The organism is Geodermatophilus telluris (assembly GCF_900102745.1).
Lineage (GTDB): Bacteria > Actinomycetota > Actinomycetes > Mycobacteriales > Geodermatophilaceae > Geodermatophilus > Geodermatophilus telluris.
Window position 1 is genome coordinate 667833 of record NZ_FMZF01000001.1, and the last position, 23427, is coordinate 691259.

The window sequence follows — 23427 nt, forward strand, 5'->3', positions numbered from 1 at the left end:
GGCTAGGCGCCGGGTCGGGCCGCCGCGCCCGTGTGCGGCTCCGGCCGGCGCCGTCCGGGGAGCCACACCAGGACGACGACGGCGGCCACCGACGACGCGGCCGCGGTGCCCACGGCGGTGAGGTGCATCGCCGAGACGAACGCCTCGCGCGCCGGCTCGACCAGCCCCTCCGCCGCCGCGGCCGCCTCCTCGTCGCCGGCCGCGCGGGCCTGCGCGGCGGTCGCCCGGGCCATCTCCAGCGTCGCCGCGATCGAGCTGCGCGCCTCGTCGCGCAGCGCGGCGGGCAGCACGTCCACCTGCCGGCCGATGTCGGCGGCGTAGGCGGAGGCGAGCACCGAGCCCAGCAGTGCCACCCCGAGGGCGCCCCCCACCTGGCGCACCGAGTTGTTCACCGCGGCCCCGGCCCCGGCCTTCTCCCGCGGCACCACCGACATGATCGACTCGGTGGCCGGCGCCATGACCGCGCCCATGCCCAGCCCCTGCACGCTCAGGGTGGTGAGCAGCAGCCACAGCGGGGCGTCCTGGTCGAGCAGCTGGAAGCCGAGGAAGGACAGCGTGATGAGCGCGAACCCGCCGGCGCAGACCGCCTTGGCGCCGTGGCGCTCGGCCAGCCGGGAGCTGCGCGGGGCCATGACGGCCATGCCGAGGGCCACCGGGATGAGCGCGGCGCCCGACTGCAGCGGGTCGTAGCCGCGGGCGCCCTGCAGGTAGTAGACGAGGTAGAAGGTGGCGCCCATCAGGGCGAAGAAGTTCAGGCCCAGCGCCACGGCCGCCGCGGAGAACGCCGGCAGCCGGAACAGCGAGACGTCCAGCGCCGGGTGCGCGGAGCGCCGCTGCAGCCACACGAACAGCACCATGAGCGCCGCGCCGCCGAGCAGCGGCACCAGCACGCCCGGCGTCGTCCAGCCCACCCCCGAGCCGCCGTGGATGATCCCGTAGACCAGCCCGGCCAGCGCCGCGATCGACAGCAGGACCCCGGGGACGTCGAGCCGCCCGGGGTCGGGGTCACGCGACTCCGGCACGAACGCCAGCGTGCCCAGGACGCCGAGCAGCGCGACCGGGACGCCGATGAGGAAGATCGCGCCCCACCAGAAGTGCGTGAGCACCGCACCGCTGGCCAGCGGGCCGCCGGCGACCGCCAGCCCCGCGGTGGCCGCCCAGATCCCGATCGCGCGGCCGCGCTCGGCCGGCGGGAAGACGTTGGTGATCACGGCGAGGGTGGTCGGCTGCACCGCGGCACCCCCGACGCCCATGACCGCGCGCCAGGCGATGAGCTCCAGCGGGCTGTCGGAGAACGCGGCCAGCACCGATCCCGTGGCGAAGACGCCCAGCCCGACGAGCAGCACCGTCCGGCGGCCGATGCGGTCGCCGACGACGCCCCAGGAGAACAGCAGCCCGGCGAACACCACGATGTAGGCGTCCACGGCCCACTGCAGCTCGCCCTGCGTGGCGCCGAGCTCGCGCTGCAGCGTCGGGATCGCCACGTTGAGCGTCGTGTTGCCGGTGATCACCACGAGCAGGCAGACGGTCATGGTGGCCAGCACCCACCACCGCCGGGCGTACCCGGGGCGCTCCTCGCCGCCGGCGGCCGTGCGGTCCCGCTCGGGAGCGGTCACGCCCCGCCGTCCGGGGGGCTCCCTCCCCCGTCGCCGGGCCGGTCGGCGCGGCCGGCCTGCGCGAAGGCGGCGAAGGCCTCGAGGTTGCGCAGCGACTCGCCCCGCTTGACCCGCCACTCCCACTCACGCCGGATCGAGCTGCCGAAGCCGATCTCCAGCAGGGTGTTGAAGTGGTCGTCGGCGTAGCTGAGCACCGCGCCGAGCACCCGGTCGAGCTCCTCGGGCGTGACCGCGGCGTGCGGCAGCCGGCCGGTCAGGTAGACGTCACCGACCCGGTCGACCGACCACGCGACGCCGTACATGCGCGCGTTGTGCTGCAGCAGGTAGGTCCACAGCTGCTCGCGGTTCTCGTCGGGCTGGCGGCAGACGAAGGCCTCCACCCGCAGCGCGTGCTCCCCCACCACGAGCCCGCAGACGGTCTTGAGCTTCCGGGTGCCCGGCAGGTCGACCAGCCACCGCCCCGGCGCCGGGTGCTCGTGCACCAGCTCGGCGTCCCGCAGCGTCCGGTCGATCACCGCGTCGAGGACCGCGACCACGTCGTCCCGCGCCGGGCGCTCGGCCGGCCCGCTCACCAGGCCACCTGCGTCCCGGCCACCGGCCACAGCGCACCCAGCGCCCGCTCCCGGCGGGCGGGGGCCGCCCCGGCGGCCATCTCGGCGGCCGCGGCGGCGTAGGCGGCCACCAGCGCGTCGGCCGTGCGCTCCCAGGAGAACGCGCTGGCGTGCCGGCGGGCACCCGCGGCCAGCAGCGCCCGGCGGGCCAGCACCGCGCGGATCGCCGCGGCGTAGGCGGCCGGGTCGCGGCTGCCCACGAGCACACCGGAGACGCCGTCGTCGACCGCCGTGATCAGCCCGCCGACCTCGGCGGCGACCACCGGCGTCCCGCAGGCCTGCGCCTCCAGGGCGACCAGGCCGAAGGACTCGTTGTGGCTCGGCACGACGGCGACGTCGGCGGCCCGGTAGTGCAGGGCCAGCCGGTCGGGCGCCTGCGGCGGCAGGAACCGGACGCGGTCGGCGATGCCGAGCCGGACGGCGAGCTCCTCCAGCCGGCGCGGCGCCTCCAGGCCCGAGCCGCTGGGCGCCCCGACGACGTGCACCTGGAGCCGGTCGCGCAGCGCCGGGTCGTCCTCGAGCATCCGCGCGGCCGCCTCGAGCAGCAGGTCGGGCGCCTTGAGCGGCTGGATGCGGCCGACGAAGGTCAGCACGACGGCGTCGGCGGGGACGCCGAGCGCGCGGCGGGCGGCCGCCCGGTCGCCGGGGCGGAAGCGGTCGAGGTCGACGCCCGGCGGGACGACGAGGGTGCGGCGGGGGTCGGCGCCGTAGTGGTCGACGAGCTGGCGGGCCTCCTCCTCGGTGTTGGCCACCAGCCGGTCGGCCTCGGCCACGACCTGCTCCTCGCCGATCACGCGGGCGCGCGGCTCGGGCCGGTCGCCGTCGGCCAGCGCGGCGTTCTTCACCTTGGCGAGGGTGTGCGCGGTGTGGATCAGCGGCACGCTCCACCGGTCGCGCGCCAGCCAGCCGACCTGGCCGGAGAGCCAGTAGTGCGAGTGGACGACGTCGTAGTGCCCCGGCTCGTGCTGGGCCTCCTCGCGCAGCACGCCGGCGGTGAACGCGCACAGCTGGGCCGGCAGCTCCTCCTTGCCGAGACCCTCGAACGGTCCGGCGCTGACGTGCCGCACCGTGACACCGGGGGTCATCTCGACCACCGGCGGCAGGTCGCTGGAGGTGGCCCGGGTGAAGACGTCGACGGCGATGCCGCGGGCGGCCAGCCGGCGGGAGACCTCGACGATGTAGACGTTCATGCCCCCGGCGTCGCCCGCGCCGGGCTGGTCGAGCGGGCTGGTGTGCACCGAGACGGTGGCCACCCGGCGGGGCGCGCGCGGGGAGAGCAGGCGGCGAGCAGGCACCCCGACCTCCCGCCTCGCGCCCGTGCCGGGCGCCCGGAGGCACCCCTGTCGGCTCTCCATCCTGCAACAGCGTCAGGATGACCACATGTCCGCCCCCACCTCCCGCCCGCTGCCGGGGACCGGCCGCACCGCCGTCGTCACCGGCGCCTCCAGCGGCATCGGCGCCGCCACCGCGACCCGGCTGGCGGCCGAGGGCTTCGACGTCGTCCTCGGTGCGCGCCGCATGGACCGGCTGACCGAGCTCGCCGCCGCCATCGGCGCCCGGGCGCTGCCGCTCGACGTCACCGACGCCTCCTCGGTCGACGCGTTCGTGGCCCAGCTGCCGCGCGTCGACGTGCTGGTCAACAACGCCGGTGGCGCCTTCGACGCGAAGCCCGTGGCCGACGCCGACCTCGACTCCTGGGCGCGCACCTTCGAGGTCAACGTGCTCGGCACCGTCCGGCTGACCAAGGCGCTGCTGCCCGCGCTCATCGCCTCGGGCGCCGGCGACGTGCTGTTCGTGGGGTCCACGGCCGGGCTGGTCAGCTACGAGGGCGGCGCGTCCTACACGGCGGCCAAGCACGGGGTGCACACGCTCGCCGAGACCGTGCGCCTGGAGCTGTTCGACCAGCCGGTGCGGGTGATCGAGATCGCACCCGGGATGGTGCGGACGGAGGAGTTCGCGCTCAACCGCACCGGTGACCAGGAGAAGGCCGATGCCGTCTACCGGGGCGTGCGCGCGCCGCTGGTGGCCGAGGACGTCGCCGACTGCATCGCCTGGGCGCTCACCCGCCCGCACCACGTCAACGTCGACCTGCTCGTCGTCCGCCCCCGCGCGCAGGCCGCCCAGCACAAGGTGCACCGGGAGGGGTGAGCGTGCACGTCCGCGAGGCGACCGGGGCCGACTGGCCGGCCATCCACCCGTTCTTCCGTGCGGTGGTCGACGCCGGCCGCACGTACGCCTACCCGGAGGGTCTGTCGGCGGAGGACGCGCGTCCCCTCTGGATGGAGGAGGCACCGGGGCGCACGGTCGTCGCCGTCGACGGGGAGGCCGTCGTGGGCAGCGCCAAGATGGGCCCGAACCGGCCGGGCCGCGGGTCGCACGTCGCCACCGCGAGCTTCCTCGTCGACCCGGCCGTGCAGGGCCGGGGCGTGGGACGCCTGCTCGGCGAGCACGTCGTCGCCTGGGCGCGTGAGGCCGGGTACCGCGGCATCCAGTTCAACGCCGTCGTCGAGACCAACACGCCTGCGGTGTCGCTGTGGCGCTCGCTGGGGTTCACGGTGCTGTGCACCGTGCCCGGCGCCTTCGACCACCCCGAGCACGGCTACGTCGGCCTGCACGTCATGTACCTGGACCTCACCGGCGACTGACGCGCCCCGGCCTCACGCCGCGGTGCCCGTCCTCGTGCTGTGCGGCGAGGTCGGGCACCACGCGGTGCGGCCGGGCCCGCCGGAGGTCACAGCCGGGTGGGCTCGGGCACCAGCGTGACGCCGAACTGCTCCCGCACCGCGGTGACGACGCGGTCGGCGAAGGCCATGAGCTCGGCCGCCGTCGCCCCGGGCTCGGTGGTCAGCGCGAGGCTGTGCCGCGACGACGTCCCGACCCGGCCCTGGCGCGTGCCCCGGCCGAAGCCGGAGGACTGCACCAGCCACGCGGCGCTGAGCTTGACCCGCCCGTCACCCGCCGGCCAGCTCGGGCAGCCGGGCACCGCCTGCTCGGCGGGGACGACGGGGTTGGTGAAGAACGAGCCGGCGCTGCGGGTGTCGGGGTCGGCCGGGTCGACGACCATGCCCTTGCCGCGGCGCAGCTCCAGGACCGCGGCGCGGACGTCGGCCAGCGGCGCGCGGCCGCCGAGCTCGACGCCCAGCCGCTTGGCGAGCTCGGCGTAGCCGACCGGGCGGGACAGCGGGCCGGCGTCGAGCGCGAAGGTCACCGTGAGGACGACGAACCGCCCGGGCTCCCGCTTGAACCGGCTGTCGCGGTAGCCGAAGGCGCACGCGTCGTTCGACAGCGTCAGCTCGCGCTTCTCGGCCCGGTCGTAGGCGCGCACCTCGGTGATCGTCTGGGCGACCTCCTGGCCGTAGGCGCCGACGTTCTGCACCGGGGTGGCGCCGGTGGAACCGGGGATGCCGGAGAGGGCCTCCATGCCGGCCAGCTGCTGCCCGACGGTCACCGCGACCAGGTCGTCCCAGTCCTCCCCCGCCTGCACCTCGAGGGTGTCGCCGCGCCGCTCGACGCCGCGGCTGCGCACGGCCACCACGTCGCCGTCCCAGCCCTCGTCGGGCGCGACCAGGTTGGAGCCGCCGCCGAGCACCAGCAGCGGCCGCCCGGCCTCGTCGGCCTCGCGGACGGCGGCGACCAGCTCCGCGGCGTCGGACACCTCGACCAGGCGCCCGACGGGGCCCCCGACGCCGAGGGTGGTCAGGTCGGCCAGGCGGGCGTCGGAACGGACGAGCACCGCCCCACGGTAGCCGCGGTGCGCCACCCGCCCGTGGCGGCGGACTACCCTCCGGACCGGTGAGCGAGGGGGGCAGCGGGCACAAGCGCCGGGCGGACCTCGCCCCCCGGCGGGGCCACCCCCGGCTGGCGGCCGGCCGGGCGCGCGCCCTGGGCCTGCCCACCCGCGGGACGACGAACGCCAACCGGCTGCGGCGCGTGGACCGGTGGATCCAGGCGACCCAGGTGCCGCGGCTGCGCGACGCGGCCCGCCCGCTGGTCGTCGACCTCGGCTACGGCTCCTCGGCGGTCACCACGCTGGAGCTGGCCGAGCGGCTGGCGCCGGAGGTCCCCGGCCTGGAGGTGGTCGGCCTGGAGATCGACCCCGCCCGGGTGGCCGCCGTCGCCGACGACCGCGACCCGCCCCGCGTCGACTTCCGGGTGGGCGGCTTCGAGCTGGCCGGGCTCAGTCCGGTGCTGGTGCGGGCGTTCAACGTGCTGCGCCAGTACGACGAGGCGTCGGCGGCGCGGGCCTGGGAGACCATGTGCGCCGCTCTCGGCCCCGGCGGGGTGCTCGTCGAGGGCACCTGCGACGAGTGGGGACGGCGGGCCACCTGGGTGGCGCTGGACGCCGACGGGCCACTCACGCTCACCCTGGCCGCGCGGGTGGCCGACCTCGACCGTCCCTCCGACCTCGCCGAGCGGCTGCCCAAGGCCCTGATCCACCACAACGTCCCGGGCCGGGCGGTGCACGCCCTGCTGCAGGCCCTCGACGCCGCCTGGGCGGCCGCCGCGGGGCTGTCCACCTTCGGCCCGCGGCAGCGGTGGGCGGCGGCGGTGCAGGCGCTCGCCGACGACGGCTGGCCCCTCGTCGGGTCGACGCGGCGCTGGCGGCACGGTGAGCTGACCGTGCGCTGGTCCGCGGTCGCGCCCGCGTGAGGCGCGGCGAGCGGCCGGACGTCGTCCCGCCCGGTCCGACGCCGGTGGACGGCGGCACCGCGGAGCTGCTGGGCGACGCCGACCGCGACGGGTCGTGGGTGCTCGTCGTCGACGGCACACCCCAGTCGCACGTCGACCTCGACGACCCGGCCCACCTGGAGTTCGAGTACGTCCGGCGGATGGGGCACGTGCTGGACCTGGCCGCGCCCGAGGGTGAGCCGGTCGACGCCGTCCACCTCGGCGGCGGGGCGCTCACCCTGGCCCGCTACCTGGCGGTGACCCGGCCGGGGTCGCGCCAGCGGGTGGTCGAGGTCGACGAGCGGCTCACCGACCTGGTCCGCGCCCACCTGCCGCTGCCGCGGGGGGCGCGCGTGCGGGTGCGGGCCGCGGACGCCCGCGCCGGGCTGGCCGCGCTGCCCACCCGCAGCGCCGACGTCGTCGTCAGCGACGTGTTCGCCGGCGCCCGCACCCCGGCCCACCTGACCACGGTCGAGTACGCCGCCGAGGCACGGCGGGTGCTGCGGCCGGGCGGCGTGCTCACCGCCAACGTCGCCGACGGCCCGCCGCTGCGCTTCGCCCGCGGCCAGGTGGCCACGCTGCAGGCGGTGTTCGCGCACGTCTGCGTGCTGGCCGAGCCGGGCACGCTGCGCGGCCGGCGCTTCGGCAACCTGGTGGCGGTGGCCTCCGACGCGCCGCTGCCGGTGGCCGCGCTCACCCGGCGCTGCGCCGCCGACCCGATGCCCGCGCGGGTCGTCGCCGACGCCGACCTGGCCCGCTTCGCCGGCAGCGCGGCGCCGGTGCACGACCCGGAGGCACAGCCCTCCCCCGAGCCGCCTCCGGGTGTCTTCAGCCGCTGAGAAAGGACCCCTAGGGTCGGGACATGACCTACCCCGCACCCCGCCGGCTGGCCCGCGACACGCAGAACAAGGTGATCGCCGGCGTCTGCTCCGGCATCGCCCGTCGCTACGGGATCTCGACCGGCGCCCTGCGCCTGGCCTTCGTCATCTCCTGCATCCTGCCCGGGCCGCAGTTCGTCGCGTACCTGGTGCTGTGGGTGCTCATGCCGCGCGACGACCGGTACTGACCCGGCCGGCCGCGGTCACCAGGAGCTGTTGCCCCGCTGGACGCCGCGCACCGCGGGCCGCACGTCGACGAGGTAGACGACGACGGCGATGACCGCGGGCAGGCCCAGGAAGGTCATCGGCCCCTGGAAGTAGAGGATCACGCCGGCGAGCGCGGTGATGGCCACCCAGGCCGGCTTGGTCAGCTTGCCGGCGGCGACGTAGCCGGCAGCCGGACGCACCACCGCGTCGACGAGCGCCCAGGCAGCCACCAGCAGGAGCAACCAGGACAGGCTGAGGAGCAGGAGCGCGTCGAACGCCATGCCCGGGAGGATACCCGCCGGGCGCGCGCACCCCACCCCTGCGACGGGGCAGGCCCCCGGACGGCACAGGGCCCCGGAGCGCGGTCGCAGCTCCGGGGCCCTGGGCCTGGGGGTGTCCCGACGTCAGGCGTCGGTCTTCTTCGTGGTGCGGGTCACGCGGGCCGAGGCGGCCGGGGTGCGGGTGCCCTTGGCGGCCGAGGTGGTGCGCTTGGCCGGCTTGCGGGCGGGCTTGGCCGGGGCCTCCTCCGCGGTCTCCTCGAGCGCGGCCTTGGCGCTGTCGGCGGCCTCGTCGACGGCCTTCTCGGCCCGGGCGGTGGCCTTGGTGGTCTTCGAGGCGGCCTTCTGGACCAGCGAGGTGACCTCGTCGGAGGCCTCGTTCACGGTCTCGGCGGTCTCCTCGAGGACCTCCTCGACGACGTCCTCGACGCGGTCGACGGCCTGCTCGGTGCGGGCCACGAACCGGCGGAAGCCCGGCTGGCGGCGCAGCTCCTCGAGGACCTCGGCACCGCGCTCGGCGAGCTGCTCGACGGTGGCGAGGGCCTGGGTGCGGGCCTGCTCGACCAGCTCCGCGACGGTGCCGGCGACGGCGTCGGGGCGGACGGCGGTGGCCAGCTGACGGCCGGCGCCGCGGGCGCGGTCGGCGGCCTGCTCGGCGCGGGTGCGGGCCTCCTTGGTGGCCAGGTCGACCTGGACCTGGGCCTCGCCGGGGAGGGCCTCGGCGCGCGAGCGCAGCGTGGTCAGCACGGTGCGGGCCTGCTCGATGGCGAGGTCACCGGCGCCGACGGCGGCCAGCAGCGGGGTGCGGCCGCGCTCGGCGACCTGCTTGAGGGTGTCGGTGGTGCTCATGCGGACTCCTTGGAGGGGTTCGGCGCCGGAGGACCTCCGGCCGGGTGGTCCTGGGGAGGGGCGTCGCCCGCGGCCGGACCGCCGCTGGCGGCGTGCTCGCGGACGTAGGTCTCGTACAGCTCGAGCAGCACGGCCCTGTGCCGCTCGGAGAGGTGCTCGTCGGAGCGGATCGCCGCGACGGTGTCGGGGTTGCCGGCGCGCCGGTCGAGGATCCCCGCCTGCTCGTAGAGCGACTCGGCGGAGATCTTCAGACCACGCGCGATGGCGGCGAGGATCTCCGCCGACGGCTTGCGCAGCCCGCGCTCGACCTGCGACAGGTAGGGGTTGCTCACCCCGGCGGTGCGGGCGAGCTCGCGCAGGGACACCCGGGCGGCGTTGCGCTGCTCGCGGATGTACTCACCCACCTGCGAGCGCACCGCCGAGACCTGCTGGGCCTCGGCCGCGACGGTGCCGGCGAGCTGATCCACCTTCTCGCGGACCGACCTCACCTGACCGCTGACGAACTCGCCGGGGGTCTGCACGTACTCGACGGTAACCAGGGGTGCTAGCTGTTGCAAGCGGAGGAGCTAGCACCTCCCCGTGAGACCCCTCACACCGGCGTGTCGGCGTTCAGCCGGCGAGCACCGCCGCGGGCGCGACCTCCCCGACGACGCCGTCGCCGCCGGTCACCGGCGTGACCGCCCAGGGCGCGAGGGTCTCGGCGGGCACGCCGAGGTGGTGCTGCAGCAGCGCGGCGAGGACCGGCGTCCGCCCGCGGTCGCCGCCGTCGTCGAGCTTGAACGCGACGGCGCCGCGGCCGGGCAGGGCCGCGACGTGCACGCCGTCGGCGCCGCCCTTGACCAGCAGGCCGGGGACGGCGGTCATCAGGTCGGTGTCCTCGCGGCCGGTGCCGGCGACGTACCAGGGGTGCGCCCGCACCGCGTCGGCCACCGCGCGCCCGGGGCTGCCCTGGGGCGCGGCCACCAGCGAGCCCACGCCGCGGGCCAGCCCGGTGAGCGACAGGCCGTGCTGCGGGGCGCCGCACCCGTCGACGACGACGGCGGCCACCGGCTCGCCCGCCGCCTCGCCCAGCCGGGCCTCGATCGCCTGCTGCAGCGGGTGCGCGCGGTCGAGGTAGCCCTCGGTGGGCCACCCGGCGGCGACGCAGGCGGCGAGCATCGCGGAGTGCTTGCCGGAGCAGTTCATCGCCAGCCGCTCGGGCGCGCGGCCGGCCACCAGCCAGGCCGCGCGGGTGGGCTCGTGCCCCGGCAGCGCCGGCGGGCAGCCGAGCGCCTCCGGGCCGAGGCCGGCGGCACCGAGGATCCCGGCGGCGCGGTCGCGGTGGCCGTCCTCGCCGGCGTGCGAGCCGGCCGCGATGGCCAGCTCCTCGCCCGAGCGGGGCCGCCAGCCGGCGGCGAGGTAGGCGGTGGCCTGCACCGGCTTGTTGGCCGAGCGCGGCAGCACCGGGCGGGCGACGTCCCCGGCCGACCAGCGCAGGTCCCCCTCGGGGCCGACGACGACGGCCGCGCCGCGGTGCACCGACTCCAGGAAGCCCGAGCGCCGCACCTCCACCAGCACCGGCGCGTCCGGCCAAGAAAGGACCTCCTGGCCCCCCGCCACTCGCGAGCTCGCGGCGGGACCCTGCGAGGAGGCCGTCATCGCCCCTCGTCGGCGAGCAGCGCGGCGACGTCGGCCTCGCCGTTGCGGTAGCGCCGGGCCAGTTCCCCGGCGAGGGCGTCCATCACGTGCTGCACGCCGCGGCGCCGCTCGGAGAGCTGGCCCTCGGCGGCGGCGAGCGCGCGGGCGGCCCGCTCCAGGTCGGCGTCGGCGAGGTCCATGACGTCGGAGAGGTCGACGTCCGGCGTCAGGCCGTGCACCCAGGACTCGTACTCGTCCGGCGCGGCCGGCTGCACCGTCTGGTGCCGGCCCAGGCCGTGGGCCGGGCCGCGGCCCTTCTCGGCGAGGATCTCCGGCAGCAGGTCCACCAGGGAGCGGCCGTCGTGCTCGGCGCGGCGCTGCAGCTCGCGGCGGACGATGTCGAGCCGGCCCTGCAGCAGCCGCCGGGTGTAGGAGAGGTTGACCTCCTCCTGCTCGGCCCGGCGGCGCAGCACCCGCACGTCGGACATCGAGCGGTGCTCGACGTCCTGCAGGAACGCCGGGTCCAGCAGCTCGTCGACGGCCGCTCCGCCGGCGGGGGTCGGGTCAGGGATCGCGGAGGTCACCGCCCGATGGTGGCAGACCGGACCGCCCGGACCCGGTCGCGGGCGGCCGTCCGGGTGTCGTCGGCCTCCCCGGCGACGTCGTCGGGGTCGAGCGCGGCCCGTGAACCGCCGACGGCGAGCTCGGCGTCGGCGGCCACCGACCGCTTCACCAGCGCCAGCGCGACGGCCCCGAGCTCGTGGTGGCGGACGACGGTGCCGACCCGGCCGACCTCGCGGGCACCCGCGAGCACCGGCGTCCCCGGTGCGGGGAGCTCCTCGCTGATGCCGTCGAGGTGCAGCAGCGCCAGCCGCCGAGGCGGACGGCCGAGGTTGTGCACGCGCGCGACCGTCTCCTGCCCGCGGTAGCAGCCCTTCTCCAGGTGGACGGCGGTGCGCAGCCAGTCCAGCTCGTTGGGGATGGTGCGGTGGTCGGTGTCCACGCCGGCCCGCGGGCGGCGGGCCTCGACCCGCAGTGCCTCGTAGGCGTCCAGCCCCGCGGCCCCGGCCCCGGCCGCGGCCAGCGCGTCGGCCCGCGCGACCAGCTCGGCGCGGGGCACGAGCAGGTCGAACGCCGTCGCCCCGCCGTCGCCGAGGGGCGGCACCCGACGGACCCAGCCGCCGGGCAGCGCCGCGACGGCGTACGGCTGCTCCGGGGCAGGCAGGCCGGCCGCGGCCAGCACCGCGGGCGCCTGCGGGCCGACGAGGGACAGCAGCGCCCAGGCGTCGGTGACCAGCGCTGGCTCGACGCGGAGCATGAAGACCATCCGCTGCAGGAAGGCCAGCAGCTGCGCACCCGTGCCCGGCTCGACGTCGGCCCAGGTGGTGCCGCCGAGCTCGGCGAGCACGAGGTGGTGCTCGACGTGCCCGTGCGGCGAGAGCACCAGCGCCTCGGTGCCGGTGCCGTCGGCCAGCCGCTCGAGGTGCTGGCTGGTCAGGCTGTGCAGCCAGGTCAGCCGGTCGGCGCCGGGCACGGTGAGCACGTCGCGGTCGCTGCGGTCGACCAGGCCGGCACCCTCGGCCAGCAGCCGCTGCTCGCGCAGCGGGTCGCCGTGGTGGAGGGCGACCCGGTGGGCGGCGGTCGTGCCCTCGGCGACGACGGCGCCCGGCCGCGAGGCCAGCGGTGAGGTGGTGGTCATGCGTTCTCCGTCCCGGACTCTCGGCAGCGGCGGCACGTCCCCGACAGCGCGACGTGCCCCACGTCCACCGTGAAACCCAGGTCGGCGGCCAGACGTTCCGCCGCCTGGTCGAGCAGCGCGGGGTCGGCCGAGGCGATCTCGCCGCACGAGGCGCAGACCACGTGCAGGTGCGGGTGCTCGGAGGCGTGGTAGACCGGCGCCCCCTTGCCCAGGTGCGTGTGCCAGACCAGGCCGAGCTTCTCGAGCAGCTCGAGGGTCCGGTAGACGGTGGAGGTGTCGGGTGCCGCACCGCCGGGGCCGGCCTGCTCGCGCAGCCGCGCGCCGATGGTCTCGGGCGTGGCGTGGTCGAGCTCGGAGACGGCGGCCAGCACCTGCTGGCGCTGGGGCGTCAGCCGCAGGCCCTGCGCCCGCAGCCGCTCCCCCAGCGGCGCGGGGCCGCGCTCGGATGCCACGACGACGAGCGTAGTTCCGGGCCGCGCTAGGCGACGGCGCTGCGGCCGCCGGCCAGCACCCGCTGCAGCGCCTCCAGGTAGCGCGGCGGGACGGCGTGCGGGCCGCGCGGGGCGAGGAAGCGGGCCACGGTGGCGCCGGTGACCTCGGCGGCCTCCGCGGCCTCGGCGCCCAGCGCCCGCACCACCCGCGCGTCGCCCCACGACCGGCTGGCCGCCAGGTGGGCCATCGCCGCCGCGCTCTCCGCGCGCTCGCCCACGCAGTCGAAGGGCTTCTCGGTGGCCCACAGGGCGCGGAAGCCGTCGGCCAGCGACACGTCGTCCAGCGGGTTGCCGCCGAACATCGCGACCGCCTCCTCCGGGCGGAGGAACACCGCGAAGCACAGGAAGGTGAACAGGCACTTGTCGCAGTGCAGGCACCAGCGCTGCTCGGCCTGGCCGCCCACGTGCCGCTGGGTGTAGGAGCGGTTGCAGCTGAGGATGTCGGCCCGCAGCGGCAGCGCGGCGACGGCGGCGACGGTGGCCAGCTCCGAGAGCTGCCGGGTGAGACTGAAGTAGCCCACGCCGACCTCGGCGGCGGCCGCGGCGAACAGCTGCTCGAAGGCGAAGGACTTCGAGTACTGGTGGTTGACGCTCACGCCGTCGACGGTGAGCGTCTCCTCGTCGGCCGACCGCTCGTTGGCGAACACCACCGGGCCGTAGCCGCCCAGGACGGCCGCCAGCGTCGAGATCGCCGAGTTGATCGCGGTGACCGGCACGTGCCCGTTCAGGCCGCCCTGCGCCGTCCGCTCGGCCAGCAGCGGGTCCAGCCGGCGGCGCACCTCGACCAGCGGCGCCCCGGCGGCGCGGGCGACCTCGCGCTGCGCGCCGGTCGGGTTGACCGCCAGCGCCGTCCCGTCGGGGACGACGACCAGCGCCAGCGCGGAGTCCTTGCCGCCGCCCACCGGCAGCAGCGCGCCCCGCTCGCCCGGCGCGGGCGGCGGGCCGGGCTCGCGCAGCTCGAGGTCGAACTCCACCCGGTGCGGCACCGGCAGCCGGTTGACCGCGGCGAACTCGCCGAGCCCGTGCGTGTAGGCGGCCGCGGCGACGGCCGCCTGCGCGGCGGTGACGGGCCGCTCGACGGTCACCCGGCCGGGCGCGGCCAGCTTGTAGTAGCTGGTGCCCATCACCAGGTGCACCAGGTCGAGCGCCGCGTCGAGCTGGGCGGGAGCCGGTCCACCCGCCAGCAGCGCGGGGTCGAGGGTCAGCCGCTCGGTGAACTCGTCGTCGCCGAGCCGGTAGGTGAACGCCGCCTCGCCGGTCGCCGGGTCGAACGTGCGGCCGGCGACGACGAAGCCGGTGCCGGGGACGACGGCCTCAGAGCGCACGGACGCGCTCGGCGCCGGCACCGACGAGGATCTGCTCATAGGTGGCTGCCAACTCCTCGAAGTCGCGGAAGCGGTTGTAGCTGGGAGCGCCGGGAGAGAGCAGCACGACGCCTCCGGGCGGGGTGGTCGCGATCGCGCCGGCCACCGCCTCCTCCAGCGACGCCGTCTCGGTCACCCGGACCGGGACGCCCGCGGCCTCCCGGCGGACGTCGGCGGCCAGCCGGGCCCCGGTGTCGGGGACGGTGACCAGCGCGACCTCCTCCCGCCGGGCCACCAACGCGCGGGCCAGGTCGGTGTAGTCCAGGCCGCGGTCCTGCCCGCCGGCGACCAGCGTCACCGGCCGGCCGGCCAGCGCGTCGAGGGCGGCCAGCACCGACACCGGGGTGGTGGACAGCGTGTCGTCGACGAAGGTGACGCCGCCGAGGGCGGCCACCGGCGAGAGCCGGTGCGGCAGCGCCCGGAACGCCGCGACCGCGCCGGCGACCGCGTCGGCGTGCGCGGTCAGGTCGGCGCCGCTCAGCGCGGCGGCCGCCAGGGCCACCTCGAGGTTGCTGCGGTTGTGCGCGCCGGGCAGGTGCACGGGGACGACGCGGCCGCCCAGGCCGGGCGGGAGGACGTCGGCGGGGTCGACCAGCTGTGCGGGGTCGAGGTGGCGCTCGGCCAGCGGCCGCGCCTGCGCGCTGACCACCACCGAGCGCTGCGGGCAGGCGGCGAAGACGCGCAGCTTGTCGCGGTAGTAGGTCTGCACCGAGCCGTGCCAGTCGAGGTGCTCGGGTGCCAGCGAGGTCAGCGCGCCGCGGCCGGTGAAGTCGGGGACGGCGGCGGCCTGGTAGCTGGAGACCTCGACGACGAGGGTCCGGCCGGCCCCGTCGTCGTCGAGCAGGACGTCGAGCAGCGGCGTGCCGATGTTGCCCACGTGCACCGCCGGGCGGCCGGCCGCGGTGAGGACGGCGGCGGCCAGCGCGCTGGTCGTGCTCTTGCCCTTCGTCCCGGTGACGCACAGGACCGGGACCCCGCGCGCCGCGGCCTCGGCCAGCGCGACGCCGGTCCCCGTGGTCACGGTCGTGCGCGCGGCCAGGTCGCGGGCGTCCTCGCGGTAGGGGCTGATGCCCGGCGAGCGGAAGACGACGTCGCAGCCGGCCAGGTCGGCGACGCCGGCCGCGACGGCGACGCCGGCGGGCAGGGCCGCGGGGTCGACCGGGCGGCTGTCGGCGACGAGCACCGCGGCGGCGCCGGCGGCGAGCGCGGCCCGGACGGCGGCGCGGCCCTCGCGGCCGTGGCCCCAGACGCCCACCCGCCGGCCGGCCAGCTCGCCGAGCCGGAGGGACCCCTCCCGCGGCGGCGGGGCGGGGCGGTCGTCCACGGCGACCACTCTACGGACCGGCCCGGTCCACGGACGGCGACGACGGGGACCCGGCGCTACGGTGGGCGCCAGGTGTGCCGGGAAGCCTGGTCGGCAGTGTCCGACCCGACCCCTGGAGCCGCCGCGTGACCACCCCCCACGGATCCACCCGCGTCTTCGCCCGCGGCTCGTGGACCGAGGCCAGCCGCATCGCCGACGTGCTGCGCAAGGAGACCGTCGGCGGCGTCCTCCTGCTCGCCGGCACCGTCGTCGCCCTGGTCTGGGCCAACTCGCCGTGGGCGGGGTCCTACGAGGCGCTGCGCGACACCCGCGTCGGCCCGGCGTCGCTGCACCTGGACCTGACGCTGGGCACCTGGGCCGCCGACGGGCTCCTGGCGGTCTTCTTCTTCGTCGCGGGGCTGGAGCTCAAGCGGGAGTTCGTCGCCGGCGACCTGCGCGACCCGCGGCGCGCCGTGCTGCCGGTCGCGGCCGCGGTCGGCGGCATGGTGGCGCCCGCGGTGCTCTACACGCTGGTCAACCTCGGCGCAGGCGGCGGCCTGCGCGGTTGGGCGATACCGACGGCCACCGACATCGCCTTCGCCCTCGCCGTGCTGGCGGTGATCAGCACGCACCTGCCCAGCGCGCTGCGCACCTTCCTGCTGACCCTCGCGGTCGTCGACGACCTGCTGGCCATCACGATCATCGCGGTCTTCTACACGACGTCGCTGGCGGCGGGGTGGCTGGCGCTGGCGCTCGTGCCGCTGGCGGTCTTCGCCCTGCTCGTGCAGAGACGGGTGCGCTCGTGGTGGCTGCTGCTGCCGCTGGCGGCGCTCACCTGGGTGTTCGTGCACGAGTCCGGCGTGCACGCGACGGTGGCCGGGGTGCTCCTGGCCTTCACGGTGCCGGTGGTGCGCAGCGAGGCCGCCGGCGGCCCGGGCGCGGGACCGGGGCTGGCCGAGCACCTCGAGCACCGGTTCCGCCCGATCTCGGCGGGGGTCGCCGTCCCGGTGTTCGCCTTCTTCGCCGCCGGGGTGACCGTCGGGGGGCTGTCGGGGCTGGTCGAGTCCCTCGGCGACCGGGTGGCGGTGGGGATCGTCGTCGGCCTGGTGGTGGGCAAGGTCGTCGGCATCGTGGGAGCCACCTGGCTGGTCACCCGGTTCACCCGCGCCGAGTTCGCCGACGAGCTGGGCTGGCCCGACCTGGTCGGCATGGCGCTGCTCGGCGGCATCGGGTTCACCGTCTCGCTGCTCATCGGCGAGCTGGCCTTCGGCGTGGGGAGCGAGCGCGACGACCACGTGAAGGTCGGCGTGCTCGTCGGGACGCTGGTCTCGGCGCTGCTGGCCACCGTCGTGCTGCGGCTGCGCAACCGCCGGTACCGGCGGATCGAGGAGCTGGAGTCCGTGGACGCCGACGCCGACGGCGTCCCCGACGTCTACCAGCGCGGTCCGGACACGCCCGGGGACGCGGGGGCACGCCGCGGTTCCGCCGACGGCTGAACAACGACGTTGCCGAACCTCCGGAACGCGACGTACCGTCGAGTCACACGAGAGGGGAGGTGGTCCGAACAATTGAATTCTTATCGGACTCGTGAGGTGGCTGTCCGCTAGCCGCCGTCCAGATGGGCCGCCCGTTCGGAGTGGAATCCGAACGCCGGCATCCTGATCGCCCGTCCGTCGCACGGCGGCGAGCGAGAACCGGACAGTCACCCGACCCCCGGGCCGCCGACACTCGTCCAGTCGGCCCGCGTGCAGCCTCCGCCCCGCGGTGGCGCCGCGGAGCAGCCCGGGGGTCGTCCGTTCCCTGGGCAGGATCGACCCAGCCGAGCACGCCGGAGGACCGCGCGGCCGTGGAGACCGTCGGGCGCACCGCGCCGGCCGGCCGGTGGATCGCCGAGGCGGTCCGCGCCGCTCCCCCCGAGACCGTGGCCGCCCTGGTGCCGGCCCGCTTCCCCGCCTACGCGCGCGTGTTCCACCCCGCCGTGCGCTACGCCGGCGACGACGACGTGTTCGTCCGCTGGGACGAGGTCGCCGCGGCCAACGGCACCACCCCGCACCGCCTCATGCAGTGGCCGGGTGTCACCGGCTCCTGGGACCACGTCAGCGAGGCCGACCAGCCGGGGCTGTGGAACGACGCGCCCGCGGAGGGGCACCTCGTCGAGCACGTCGCCCGCGAGCTGGCCGGCGTCCTCGCCGGGCAGACCGGGACGCCCGGCGAGTGCTGGTTCGGCTGGGACGACGGCGGCGCCGCCGACCTGCCCCGGCTGCGCCTCCCCCGCGTCGACCTGCTGCTGGTGCGCGGCCCCGTGCAGCGTGCCGCGGTCAACTTCGCGCCCGAGCCCCGCGAGCAGAGCGCGGCGCTGTGGTGGCCGGCCGACCGGGCCTGGTGCGTGGTGACCGACCCGGCCCTGATGAGCACCTACGTGGGTGCCGGCGTCGACGCGGTCGACGCGCTGCTGGCCACCCGGCTCGAGGTCGCGCCGGCGCTGCCCGGCGACCCCGTCCCCCCCGACAGCGACCCGGTCAACCCGGTCGAGCCCCGCTAGAGCCGCGCGAGCTCGGCCTCGAGGTCGTCGAGGCCCAGCGACCCCTGCGACAGCGCCGCCATGTGCCAGGCCCGGAGGTCGAAGTCCGCCCCGCGGGCCCGCTGCGCGGCGGCCCGGCCGGCCAGCCACGCCCGCTCGCCGAGCTTGTAGCTGATCGCCTGGCCGGGCAGGCCGAGGTAGCGGACCAGCTCGCTGTCGAGGAAGGCCGGCTCGCTGCCGAGGTGCTCGCCGGCGAACGCGCGCGCCAGCTCCGGCGTCCACGGCCGGCCCCGGTGGGCGGCCAGCACGCCCTCGGCGTCGTCGGGGACCGGCAGCCGCAGGTGCATGCCGATGTCGATGACCACGCGGATCGCCCGCAGCTGCTGGGCGTCGAGGTAGCCCATCCGCGCGCCGGGCTCGGTGAGGAAGCCCAGCTCGTCCATGAGCCGCTCGGCGTAGAGCGCCCAGCCCTCGACGTTGGCGCTCACCGAGCCCAGCGACGCCTGGTACGTGGACAGGTCGCCGGCGACGTGCACCCACTGCGCCAGCTGCAGGTGGTGGCCCGGGACGCCCTCGTGGTACCAGATGGAGACGAGGTCCCACAGCGGGAACCGGGTGCGCCCGAGCGTGGGCAGCCAGGTGCGGCCCGGGCGGGAGAAGTCGTGCGACGGGCGGGTGTAGTACGGCGCGGCCGCGCTCCCGGGCGGGGCGATCACCGCCTCCACCCGGCGCACCGGCTCGGCGAGGTCGAAGTGCGTGCCGTCCAGGGCCGCGATCGCCTCGTCCATCATGGCCTGCAGCCGCTGCCGGATGGCCTCGGCGCCCTCCACCGCGGGGCCGTGCTCGCCCAGCCAGGCCATGGCCTCCTTCGGCGTCGACCCCGGGCGCAGCGCCCGCACCTCGGCCCGCTGCTCGGCGAGGATCCGCCGGTGCTCCGCCCAGCCCCAGGCGTAGGCCTCCTCCAGGCGCTGCCCGGCGCCGAGGTCCGAGCCGTTCCAGCGGCGGGCGGCCACCGCGTACCGGTCCCGGCCGACGGCGTCCGGGGTGCCCTCCGCCTGCGGGGCGTAGGTGTCGCGCAGGAAGTCGCGCACCTCGGCCACGGCGGCGTCGGCCGCCCGCGCGGCGGCGTCGAGCTCCCCGCGCAGCGCATCGGGACCGGAGGCGGCCAGGCCGGCGAAGAACGGCCCGGACAGCCACTCGCCGAGCTGCCCGACGACGGTGGAGACCTGCCGGGGCGCCACGAACAGCCCGCGCCGGGCGCCCTCGGTCAGCGTCTGCACGTAGCCGCGGTAGGCCTCGGGCACGCGGGCCAGGCGGCGGGCGACGACCGCCCAGTCGTCCTCGGTGGCCGTCGGCATCAGCAGGAAGACCTGCCGGATCGAGTGCACCGGGCTGAACAGGTTCGACAGCGCCCGGAAGCCCTCACCGGCCTCGTCCGCGGCCAGCTCCGCGCCGAGCCGCTCCCGCAGCAGCCGGGCGCAGCGGCGCTCGACCGGGTCGCCGTCCACCGGGTCGGGGCCCAGCGCGGGGTCGGCGGCGAGGACGGCGTCGAGCTCGGCGAGCGTCCGCCGGGTCAGCTCCGCCTCCGCCTCCAGGCCCGCGGGGCTGGGGTCGGGCAGCCGGTCGTCGCCCGGGCGGGTGCCCAGCGAGGTGGCGACGATCGGGTCGAGGTCGCAGACCGCGTCGACGTAGCGGTCGGCGACCTGCCGGGGGGTGCGCACCGGGCCGGTCACCGCAGCCGCTCCAGCCGGGCCGACATGGTGGGCCGCAGCGGGGTGTCCGCCCCGGCCCGGTCGATCGCGTACATGAGCGCCCCCTCGACGATCCCGTAGAGCCGCACGGCGCGGGTGGTGTCCGGGGCGTCGGGGGTGCGTGCCACGACGTCGCTGGTGAGCTCCCAGCTGGTCGTGGTGCGGGCGGTCCCGACGTAGAGCTCGACGACGCCCTCCGGGCTGGTCACCATCAGCTCGACGTCGTCCTGGCCCCGGGGCCGCCAGAAGCCCGACTCGCGGGTGGCCGGGCCCTCGACGCGGCCGTCGTCGGCGATCAGCCAGCTGCGCGCCTCGTAGGCGAGGAAGTCGCGGCCGTCGTGGGCGAAGCGCACCCACTGGCCGAAGCGCCGGTCGCCGGCGTCGCCGCCGGCGAGGACACCCTCCCCGTGCCACTCCCCGAGCAGGGGCAGCACCGAGAGCAGCGCCGGCGACACCTCCGGCCCCGAGCGGACGTCGACGGTGTCGACGACGGGCAGTTCGGTCGGGCCGGTCACCGGCCGGCGTCCCGGGCAGACATGCCGGTCACGGTAGTCGGCGGCCGGCGGCGCCTCAGCGGCCGCGGGGCGTCCGGCCCGGAGCGGACGGCGGCAGGCGCAGGCCCTCCCGGCCCGTGCCCCGCCCCGTGCCCGGGCGGGCCAGCCGCCGGGCGGCGAGCAGGCAGGCGAGGGCGCCCAGCGCGGCGAGCGCGACGAGGACCCACGCGGCGACCACGCCGCCACCGTAGGCGCGCGGCCCGGCTGCCGGCCGGCGGACGCACCGCGGCGGGGAGGATGGCCCGGTGCCGTTCACCGGGAGTCACCCCGCCGCGGTGCTCCCGCTCCTCCGCACCGGGCTGCCGGCGTCGGCGCTCGTGGCGGGCAGCCTCGCACCGGACGTGCCGCTGTTCCTGCCCGGCGGGCCGGGGTGGCCCACGCACGACCCGCTGGCGGTGCTCACGCTCGACGTCGTCCTCGGGGGCGTGCTGTGGGCGCTGTGGCACGGCCTGCTCGCGGCACCGGCGCTGGCCGCCGCACCGGACGGCCTGCGCCGGCGGGTGACCGTCCCGGTCGGGCTGCGACCGCGGCTGGTCCCGGTCCGGGCGGTCGCCGCGGTGCCGGTGGCGCTGGCGCTGGGCGCGGCCACCCACGTCGGCTGGGACCAGTTCACCCACGGGTGGGGCTGGGGCACCCGGCACCTGCCGGTCCTGCGCGCGCCGGTGGGGCGTCTCGGCGGCGTGGACTGGTACGGCCACGACGTCGCCCAGCACGCGTCCACGCTGCTCGGTGCGGCCGTGGTCGCCGCCTGGCTGGTGCGCTGGTGGCGGCGGACGCCCGCGGCCCCCGGTGACCTGCGGGGCGGTGCCCGGCCGGTGTGGGCCGCCCTGCTCGGGCTCGGCGCGCTGACCGGGGGCGCCGCCGCCGTCCGCGCTCCCGACGTGCTGCAGGCCGGCGTCGCCGGGGCCACGGCGGGCGGCGCGGTGACGGCGCTGGCCGCCGGGCTGGCCGCCGCGGGCTGGCACGTCCGCAGACGGCGGCGCGCCTGAGCGGTCCCGCCGCGTGTGGGACGACCGGGGCATGGGGCACCCTGGGGAGCCGGCACGCCCTGCGACACCCCGAGGAGGACCGCGCCATCGACCGCCGACCGACCGCTCCGGACGGCGCCTCCCCGCGCGCGGTGGAGGCCGAGCTGACCCGCACGGCGGCCCGCTACGAGCGGCTGCTGGCCACCGTCGCCGACGGCATCTACGGCCTCGACCGGCACGGGCGGGTGGAGTTCGTCAACCCGGCCGCGGAGCGGATCACCGGCCGCAGCGCCGCCGAGCACCTCGGGCACGACCAGCACGCGCTCATGCACGCCACCCGACCCGACGGCTCCCCCTACCCGCGCGAGGAGTGCCCCGTGTGGCGCGCGCTGGACACCGGCGAGACGGTCTCGGCCGACGAGGAGGTGTTCTGGCGCGCCGACGGCACGCCGGTGCCGGTCGAGCTGGTCGCCGCGCCGGTGGTGGAGGACGGCGAGGTGACCGGCGTCGTGGTCTCCTTCCGCGACCTCACCGACCGGCTCGCCGCCCGCCGCCAGGCCGCGGAGCTGCAGCGGCTGGCCGCGGAGAACGCCGCCGAGCGGGGGCTGTCGCACCGGCTGCAGCGGGCGCTGCTCACCCCGCCCCCCGAGCCCGACCACCTGCACGTCGCCGTCCGCTACCGGCCGGCCGCGCACGGCGCCCGGGTCGGCGGCGACTGGTACGACGCGTTCCTGCAGCCCGACGGCGCGACGGTGCTGGTCATCGGCGACGTCGTCGGCCACGACAGCGACGCGGCCGCGGCGATGGGCCAGCTGCGCGGGCTGGTGCGGGCCCTGGCCTGGGACAACGAGGAGACACCGGCGCGGACGCTCGCGCGGGTGGAGCGCGCGGCGCGCGGGCTGGCGGTGAGCACGCCGGCCACCGCGGTCCTCGCCCGCATCGAGCGGCTCCCCGACGTCCCGGTGGCCGGGGTGCGCCGGCTGCGCTGGAGCAACGCCGGCCACGTGCCGCCGGTGGTGCTCGCCCCCGACGGGACGACCACCCTGCTGCAGACCCGACCGGACCTGATGCTGGGCGTGGACCCCGACGCCCCGCGGCGGGACCACACCGTCGACCTGCCCGACCGGTCCACCCTGCTTCTGGTCACCGACGGCCTGGTCGAGCGGCGCGGCCTCGATCTCGACGACGGCCTCGCCGCGCTGCGGGAGGCGCTGAGCGACCTGGGCGAGGAGCCGCTGGAGCGCCTCTGCGACACGCTGCTGGCGCGGCTGGTGGCCGGGCCGGGCCGCGACGACGTCGCGCTGGTCGCCGTCCGCACGTACCCGGAGGACCGCCCGCGCCCGCCCGAGGCCGGCCCCAACCGGCTGCCGCCCGGCGTCGACTGACGCCCGCGCTCAGCCCTCGGGCCGCAGCAGCCGGAAGGCGTGCCCCCAGGTGCCGGTGCGCGCGCCGACCGCGACCCAGGCCAGGCACATCGGCTCCAGCCAGCGGCTCGCCTCGATGCCGCCGAGGTCGACGACGTCCCAGCCGGTGTCCCGCAGCAGCCCGGTGACGGTGTCCTTGGCCGCCTGGTCGTCCCCGCCGATGAACATCGACGGCGGCCCGCCGGGCAGCTGCGGGTCGACCATGAGCGCGTTGCCGACCGTGTTGTAGGCCTTGACCACCCGCGCGCCGGGCGCCGCCCGCTGCACCCGCTCGCCGAGGGAGTCGGTGTGGCCCACGAAGAGCTGCGGGGACCCGGTGGAGGCGTCGAGCGGGTTGGTGGCGTCGACGAGCACCGTCCCGTCGAGCTCGCCGGCCAGCGAGCCCGCGAGCGCCTCGGCGGCCGAGCCCCGGACCGCCAGGACGACGAGCTCGGCGGCCGCGGCCACCTCCGCGGGCGGGCCGGTGGGCAGGCCCCCGACCTCGGCCTGGCGGGTGCCGATGCGCACCTCGTGCCCGTGCCGGGCGTACCCGCGCGCGAGCGCCTGGCCGACCTGACCGCTGCCCAGGATGCCGATCCGCATGGCGGGCAGTGCACTCCCCGCGCCGGACGGCGACAAGGGGCCCGGA

The 23427-nt window shown here is 77.3% G+C and carries 26 protein-coding genes; 9 read left to right on the forward strand and 17 right to left on the reverse strand.

The window, feature by feature from the left end; translation table 11 throughout:
- Window positions 1–2: 2 nt before the first annotated feature.
- Genes BLQ97_RS03260 through mshA form a run of 3 tightly spaced genes read right to left on the reverse strand, consistent with a single transcriptional unit; the run spans window position 3 to window position 3522 of the window.
- The gene (locus BLQ97_RS03260; RefSeq protein ID WP_245691761.1) at window positions 3–1616 is read right to left on the reverse strand and encodes an MFS transporter; all 1614 of its coding nucleotides are present in this window, start codon (window positions 1614–1616) and stop codon (window positions 3–5) included.
- On the reverse strand, window positions 1613–2188 hold the full coding sequence (locus BLQ97_RS03265; RefSeq protein ID WP_245691763.1) for a YbjN domain-containing protein: 576 nt from the start codon (window positions 2186–2188) through the stop codon (window positions 1613–1615). Before BLQ97_RS03265 ends, BLQ97_RS03260 begins: the two co-directional genes overlap by 4 nt.
- Window positions 2185–3522 (reverse strand): D-inositol-3-phosphate glycosyltransferase, encoded by a 1338-nt coding sequence (gene mshA / locus BLQ97_RS03270; protein WP_245691764.1) that lies wholly within the window; start codon window positions 3520–3522, stop codon window positions 2185–2187. The genes BLQ97_RS03265 and mshA overlap by 4 nt, the downstream gene beginning before the upstream one ends.
- 85 nt (window positions 3523–3607) lie before the next feature.
- Between mshA and BLQ97_RS03275 the strand changes: the two genes are divergently transcribed.
- Together BLQ97_RS03275 and BLQ97_RS03280 are read left to right on the forward strand one after the other, a co-directional pair.
- Window positions 3608–4375 carry an SDR family oxidoreductase gene (locus tag BLQ97_RS03275; RefSeq protein WP_091363121.1) on the forward strand — a complete coding sequence of 256 codons (768 nt, stop codon included), beginning with the start codon at window positions 3608–3610 and terminating at the stop codon, window positions 4373–4375.
- On the forward strand, window positions 4372–4872 hold the full coding sequence (locus BLQ97_RS03280) for a GNAT family N-acetyltransferase (RefSeq protein WP_245691765.1): 501 nt from the start codon (window positions 4372–4374) through the stop codon (window positions 4870–4872). Before BLQ97_RS03275 ends, BLQ97_RS03280 begins: the two co-directional genes overlap by 4 nt.
- An 86-nt stretch (window positions 4873–4958) precedes the next feature.
- Here the strand turns inward: BLQ97_RS03280 and BLQ97_RS03285 are convergent, their stop codons facing one another.
- Entirely contained in the window at window positions 4959–5960 is a 1002-nt protein-coding gene (locus BLQ97_RS03285) for a UDP-N-acetylmuramate dehydrogenase (RefSeq protein WP_091363893.1), read from the reverse strand.
- A gap of 59 nt (window positions 5961–6019) precedes the next feature.
- On the opposite strand from BLQ97_RS03285, the gene BLQ97_RS03290 reads away from it, so the two are divergent.
- Genes BLQ97_RS03290 through BLQ97_RS03300 form a run of 3 tightly spaced genes read left to right on the forward strand, consistent with a single transcriptional unit; the run spans window position 6020 to window position 7961 of the window.
- A complete protein-coding gene (locus BLQ97_RS03290) occupies window positions 6020–6877 on the forward strand; it encodes a class I SAM-dependent methyltransferase (RefSeq protein ID WP_175471565.1) in 858 nt (285 codons plus the stop codon).
- Window positions 6874–7734, forward strand: coding sequence for a spermidine synthase (locus tag BLQ97_RS03295; protein ID WP_091363123.1), 861 nt, complete (start codon window positions 6874–6876; stop codon window positions 7732–7734). Before BLQ97_RS03290 ends, BLQ97_RS03295 begins: the two co-directional genes overlap by 4 nt.
- A 23-nt stretch (window positions 7735–7757) precedes the next feature.
- Window positions 7758–7961: a PspC domain-containing protein gene (locus BLQ97_RS03300; protein WP_091363125.1), complete on the forward strand. Its 204-nt coding sequence runs from the start codon at window positions 7758–7760 to the stop codon at window positions 7959–7961.
- A 15-nt stretch (window positions 7962–7976) separates the two neighbouring features.
- Here BLQ97_RS03300 and BLQ97_RS03305 read toward each other — a convergent pair whose 3' ends face one another.
- From BLQ97_RS03305 to BLQ97_RS03345, 9 genes are all read right to left on the reverse strand, one after another.
- Window positions 7977–8261: a DUF2516 family protein gene (locus tag BLQ97_RS03305; RefSeq protein ID WP_091363129.1), complete on the reverse strand. Its 285-nt coding sequence runs from the start codon at window positions 8259–8261 to the stop codon at window positions 7977–7979.
- Window positions 8262–8384: 123 nt separating this feature from the next.
- Window positions 8385–9107 (reverse strand): hypothetical protein, encoded by a 723-nt coding sequence (locus tag BLQ97_RS03310; protein ID WP_091363131.1) that lies wholly within the window; start codon window positions 9105–9107, stop codon window positions 8385–8387.
- A complete protein-coding gene (locus tag BLQ97_RS03315; protein ID WP_091363133.1) occupies window positions 9104–9628 on the reverse strand; it encodes a helix-turn-helix domain-containing protein in 525 nt (174 codons plus the stop codon). Before BLQ97_RS03315 ends, BLQ97_RS03310 begins: the two co-directional genes overlap by 4 nt.
- An 88-nt stretch (window positions 9629–9716) precedes the next feature.
- The gene (locus tag BLQ97_RS03320; RefSeq protein ID WP_245691766.1) at window positions 9717–10664 is read right to left on the reverse strand and encodes an asparaginase; all 948 of its coding nucleotides are present in this window, start codon (window positions 10662–10664) and stop codon (window positions 9717–9719) included.
- Window positions 10665–10741: 77 nt separating this feature from the next.
- The gene (locus BLQ97_RS03325) at window positions 10742–11308 is read right to left on the reverse strand and encodes an RsiG family protein (RefSeq protein ID WP_245691767.1); all 567 of its coding nucleotides are present in this window, start codon (window positions 11306–11308) and stop codon (window positions 10742–10744) included.
- Entirely contained in the window at window positions 11305–12423 is a 1119-nt protein-coding gene (gene ygfZ / locus BLQ97_RS03330) for a CAF17-like 4Fe-4S cluster assembly/insertion protein YgfZ (RefSeq protein WP_091363137.1), read from the reverse strand. The genes BLQ97_RS03325 and ygfZ overlap by 4 nt, the downstream gene beginning before the upstream one ends.
- Window positions 12420–12875, reverse strand: a complete 456-nt coding sequence (locus tag BLQ97_RS03335) for a Fur family transcriptional regulator (protein WP_091363139.1) — start codon at window positions 12873–12875, stop codon at window positions 12420–12422. Before BLQ97_RS03335 ends, ygfZ begins: the two co-directional genes overlap by 4 nt.
- A 26-nt stretch (window positions 12876–12901) precedes the next feature.
- On the reverse strand, window positions 12902–14239 hold the full coding sequence (locus BLQ97_RS03340) for a MurL-like N-terminal domain-containing (RefSeq protein WP_139173429.1): 1338 nt from the start codon (window positions 14237–14239) through the stop codon (window positions 12902–12904).
- Window positions 14229–15602: a Mur ligase family protein gene (locus BLQ97_RS03345; protein WP_091363897.1), complete on the reverse strand. Its 1374-nt coding sequence runs from the start codon at window positions 15600–15602 to the stop codon at window positions 14229–14231. Before BLQ97_RS03345 ends, BLQ97_RS03340 begins: the two co-directional genes overlap by 11 nt.
- Window positions 15603–15727: 125 nt before the next feature.
- Between BLQ97_RS03345 and nhaA the strand changes: the two genes are divergently transcribed.
- The gene (gene nhaA, locus BLQ97_RS03350) at window positions 15728–17077 is read left to right on the forward strand and encodes a Na+/H+ antiporter NhaA (protein WP_091363143.1); all 1350 of its coding nucleotides are present in this window, start codon (window positions 15728–15730) and stop codon (window positions 17075–17077) included.
- Window positions 17078–17427: 350 nt separating this feature from the next.
- Window positions 17428–18123: a hypothetical protein gene (locus BLQ97_RS03355; protein ID WP_091363145.1), complete on the forward strand. Its 696-nt coding sequence runs from the start codon at window positions 17428–17430 to the stop codon at window positions 18121–18123.
- On the opposite strand, the gene BLQ97_RS03360 is transcribed toward BLQ97_RS03355, so the two are convergent.
- From BLQ97_RS03360 to BLQ97_RS23205, 3 genes are read right to left on the reverse strand one after another with little or no spacing between them, the layout of a single operon-like run.
- A complete protein-coding gene (locus tag BLQ97_RS03360) occupies window positions 18120–19835 on the reverse strand; it encodes a DUF885 domain-containing protein (protein ID WP_091363147.1) in 1716 nt (571 codons plus the stop codon). The genes BLQ97_RS03355 and BLQ97_RS03360 overlap by 4 nt on opposite strands.
- Window positions 19832–20368 (reverse strand): heme-binding beta-barrel domain-containing protein, encoded by a 537-nt coding sequence (locus tag BLQ97_RS03365; RefSeq protein ID WP_091363149.1) that lies wholly within the window; start codon window positions 20366–20368, stop codon window positions 19832–19834. The genes BLQ97_RS03360 and BLQ97_RS03365 overlap by 4 nt, the downstream gene beginning before the upstream one ends.
- A gap of 55 nt (window positions 20369–20423) precedes the next feature.
- Complete coding sequence (locus BLQ97_RS23205) at window positions 20424–20585, reverse strand: hypothetical protein (RefSeq protein ID WP_175471566.1); 162 nt, start codon at window positions 20583–20585, stop codon at window positions 20424–20426.
- Window positions 20586–20652: 67 nt separating this feature from the next.
- Between BLQ97_RS23205 and BLQ97_RS03375 the strand changes: the two genes are divergently transcribed.
- Both BLQ97_RS03375 and BLQ97_RS03380 read left to right on the forward strand, forming a co-directional pair.
- Window positions 20653–21396: a DUF4184 family protein gene (locus BLQ97_RS03375; RefSeq protein ID WP_091363899.1), complete on the forward strand. Its 744-nt coding sequence runs from the start codon at window positions 20653–20655 to the stop codon at window positions 21394–21396.
- A gap of 131 nt (window positions 21397–21527) precedes the next feature.
- Entirely contained in the window at window positions 21528–22760 is a 1233-nt protein-coding gene (locus BLQ97_RS03380; protein ID WP_245691768.1) for a PP2C family protein-serine/threonine phosphatase, read from the forward strand.
- A gap of 9 nt (window positions 22761–22769) precedes the next feature.
- On the opposite strand, the gene BLQ97_RS03385 is transcribed toward BLQ97_RS03380, so the two are convergent.
- Window positions 22770–23381, reverse strand: a complete 612-nt coding sequence (locus BLQ97_RS03385; protein ID WP_091363153.1) for an NADPH-dependent F420 reductase — start codon at window positions 23379–23381, stop codon at window positions 22770–22772.
- Window positions 23382–23427 lie beyond the last annotated feature (46 nt).

Excerpts from the sequence above, each read along its gene's own strand:
- BLQ97_RS03275 (WP_091363121.1), top strand. The coding sequence starts at position 3,608 with ATGTCCGCCCCCACCTCCCGCCCGCTGCCGGGGACCGGCCGCACCGCC.
- BLQ97_RS03300 (WP_091363125.1), top strand. The coding sequence starts at position 7,758 with ATGACCTACCCCGCACCCCGCCGGCTGGCCCGCGACACGCAGAACAAG.
- BLQ97_RS03385 (WP_091363153.1), bottom strand. The coding sequence starts at position 23,381 with ATGCGGATCGGCATCCTGGGCAGCGGTCAGGTCGGCCAGGCGCTCGCG.
- BLQ97_RS03305 (WP_091363129.1), bottom strand. The coding sequence starts at position 8,261 with ATGGCGTTCGACGCGCTCCTGCTCCTCAGCCTGTCCTGGTTGCTCCTG.
- BLQ97_RS03310 (WP_091363131.1), bottom strand. The coding sequence starts at position 9,107 with ATGAGCACCACCGACACCCTCAAGCAGGTCGCCGAGCGCGGCCGCACC.
- ygfZ (WP_091363137.1), bottom strand. The coding sequence starts at position 12,423 with ATGACCACCACCTCACCGCTGGCCTCGCGGCCGGGCGCCGTCGTCGCC.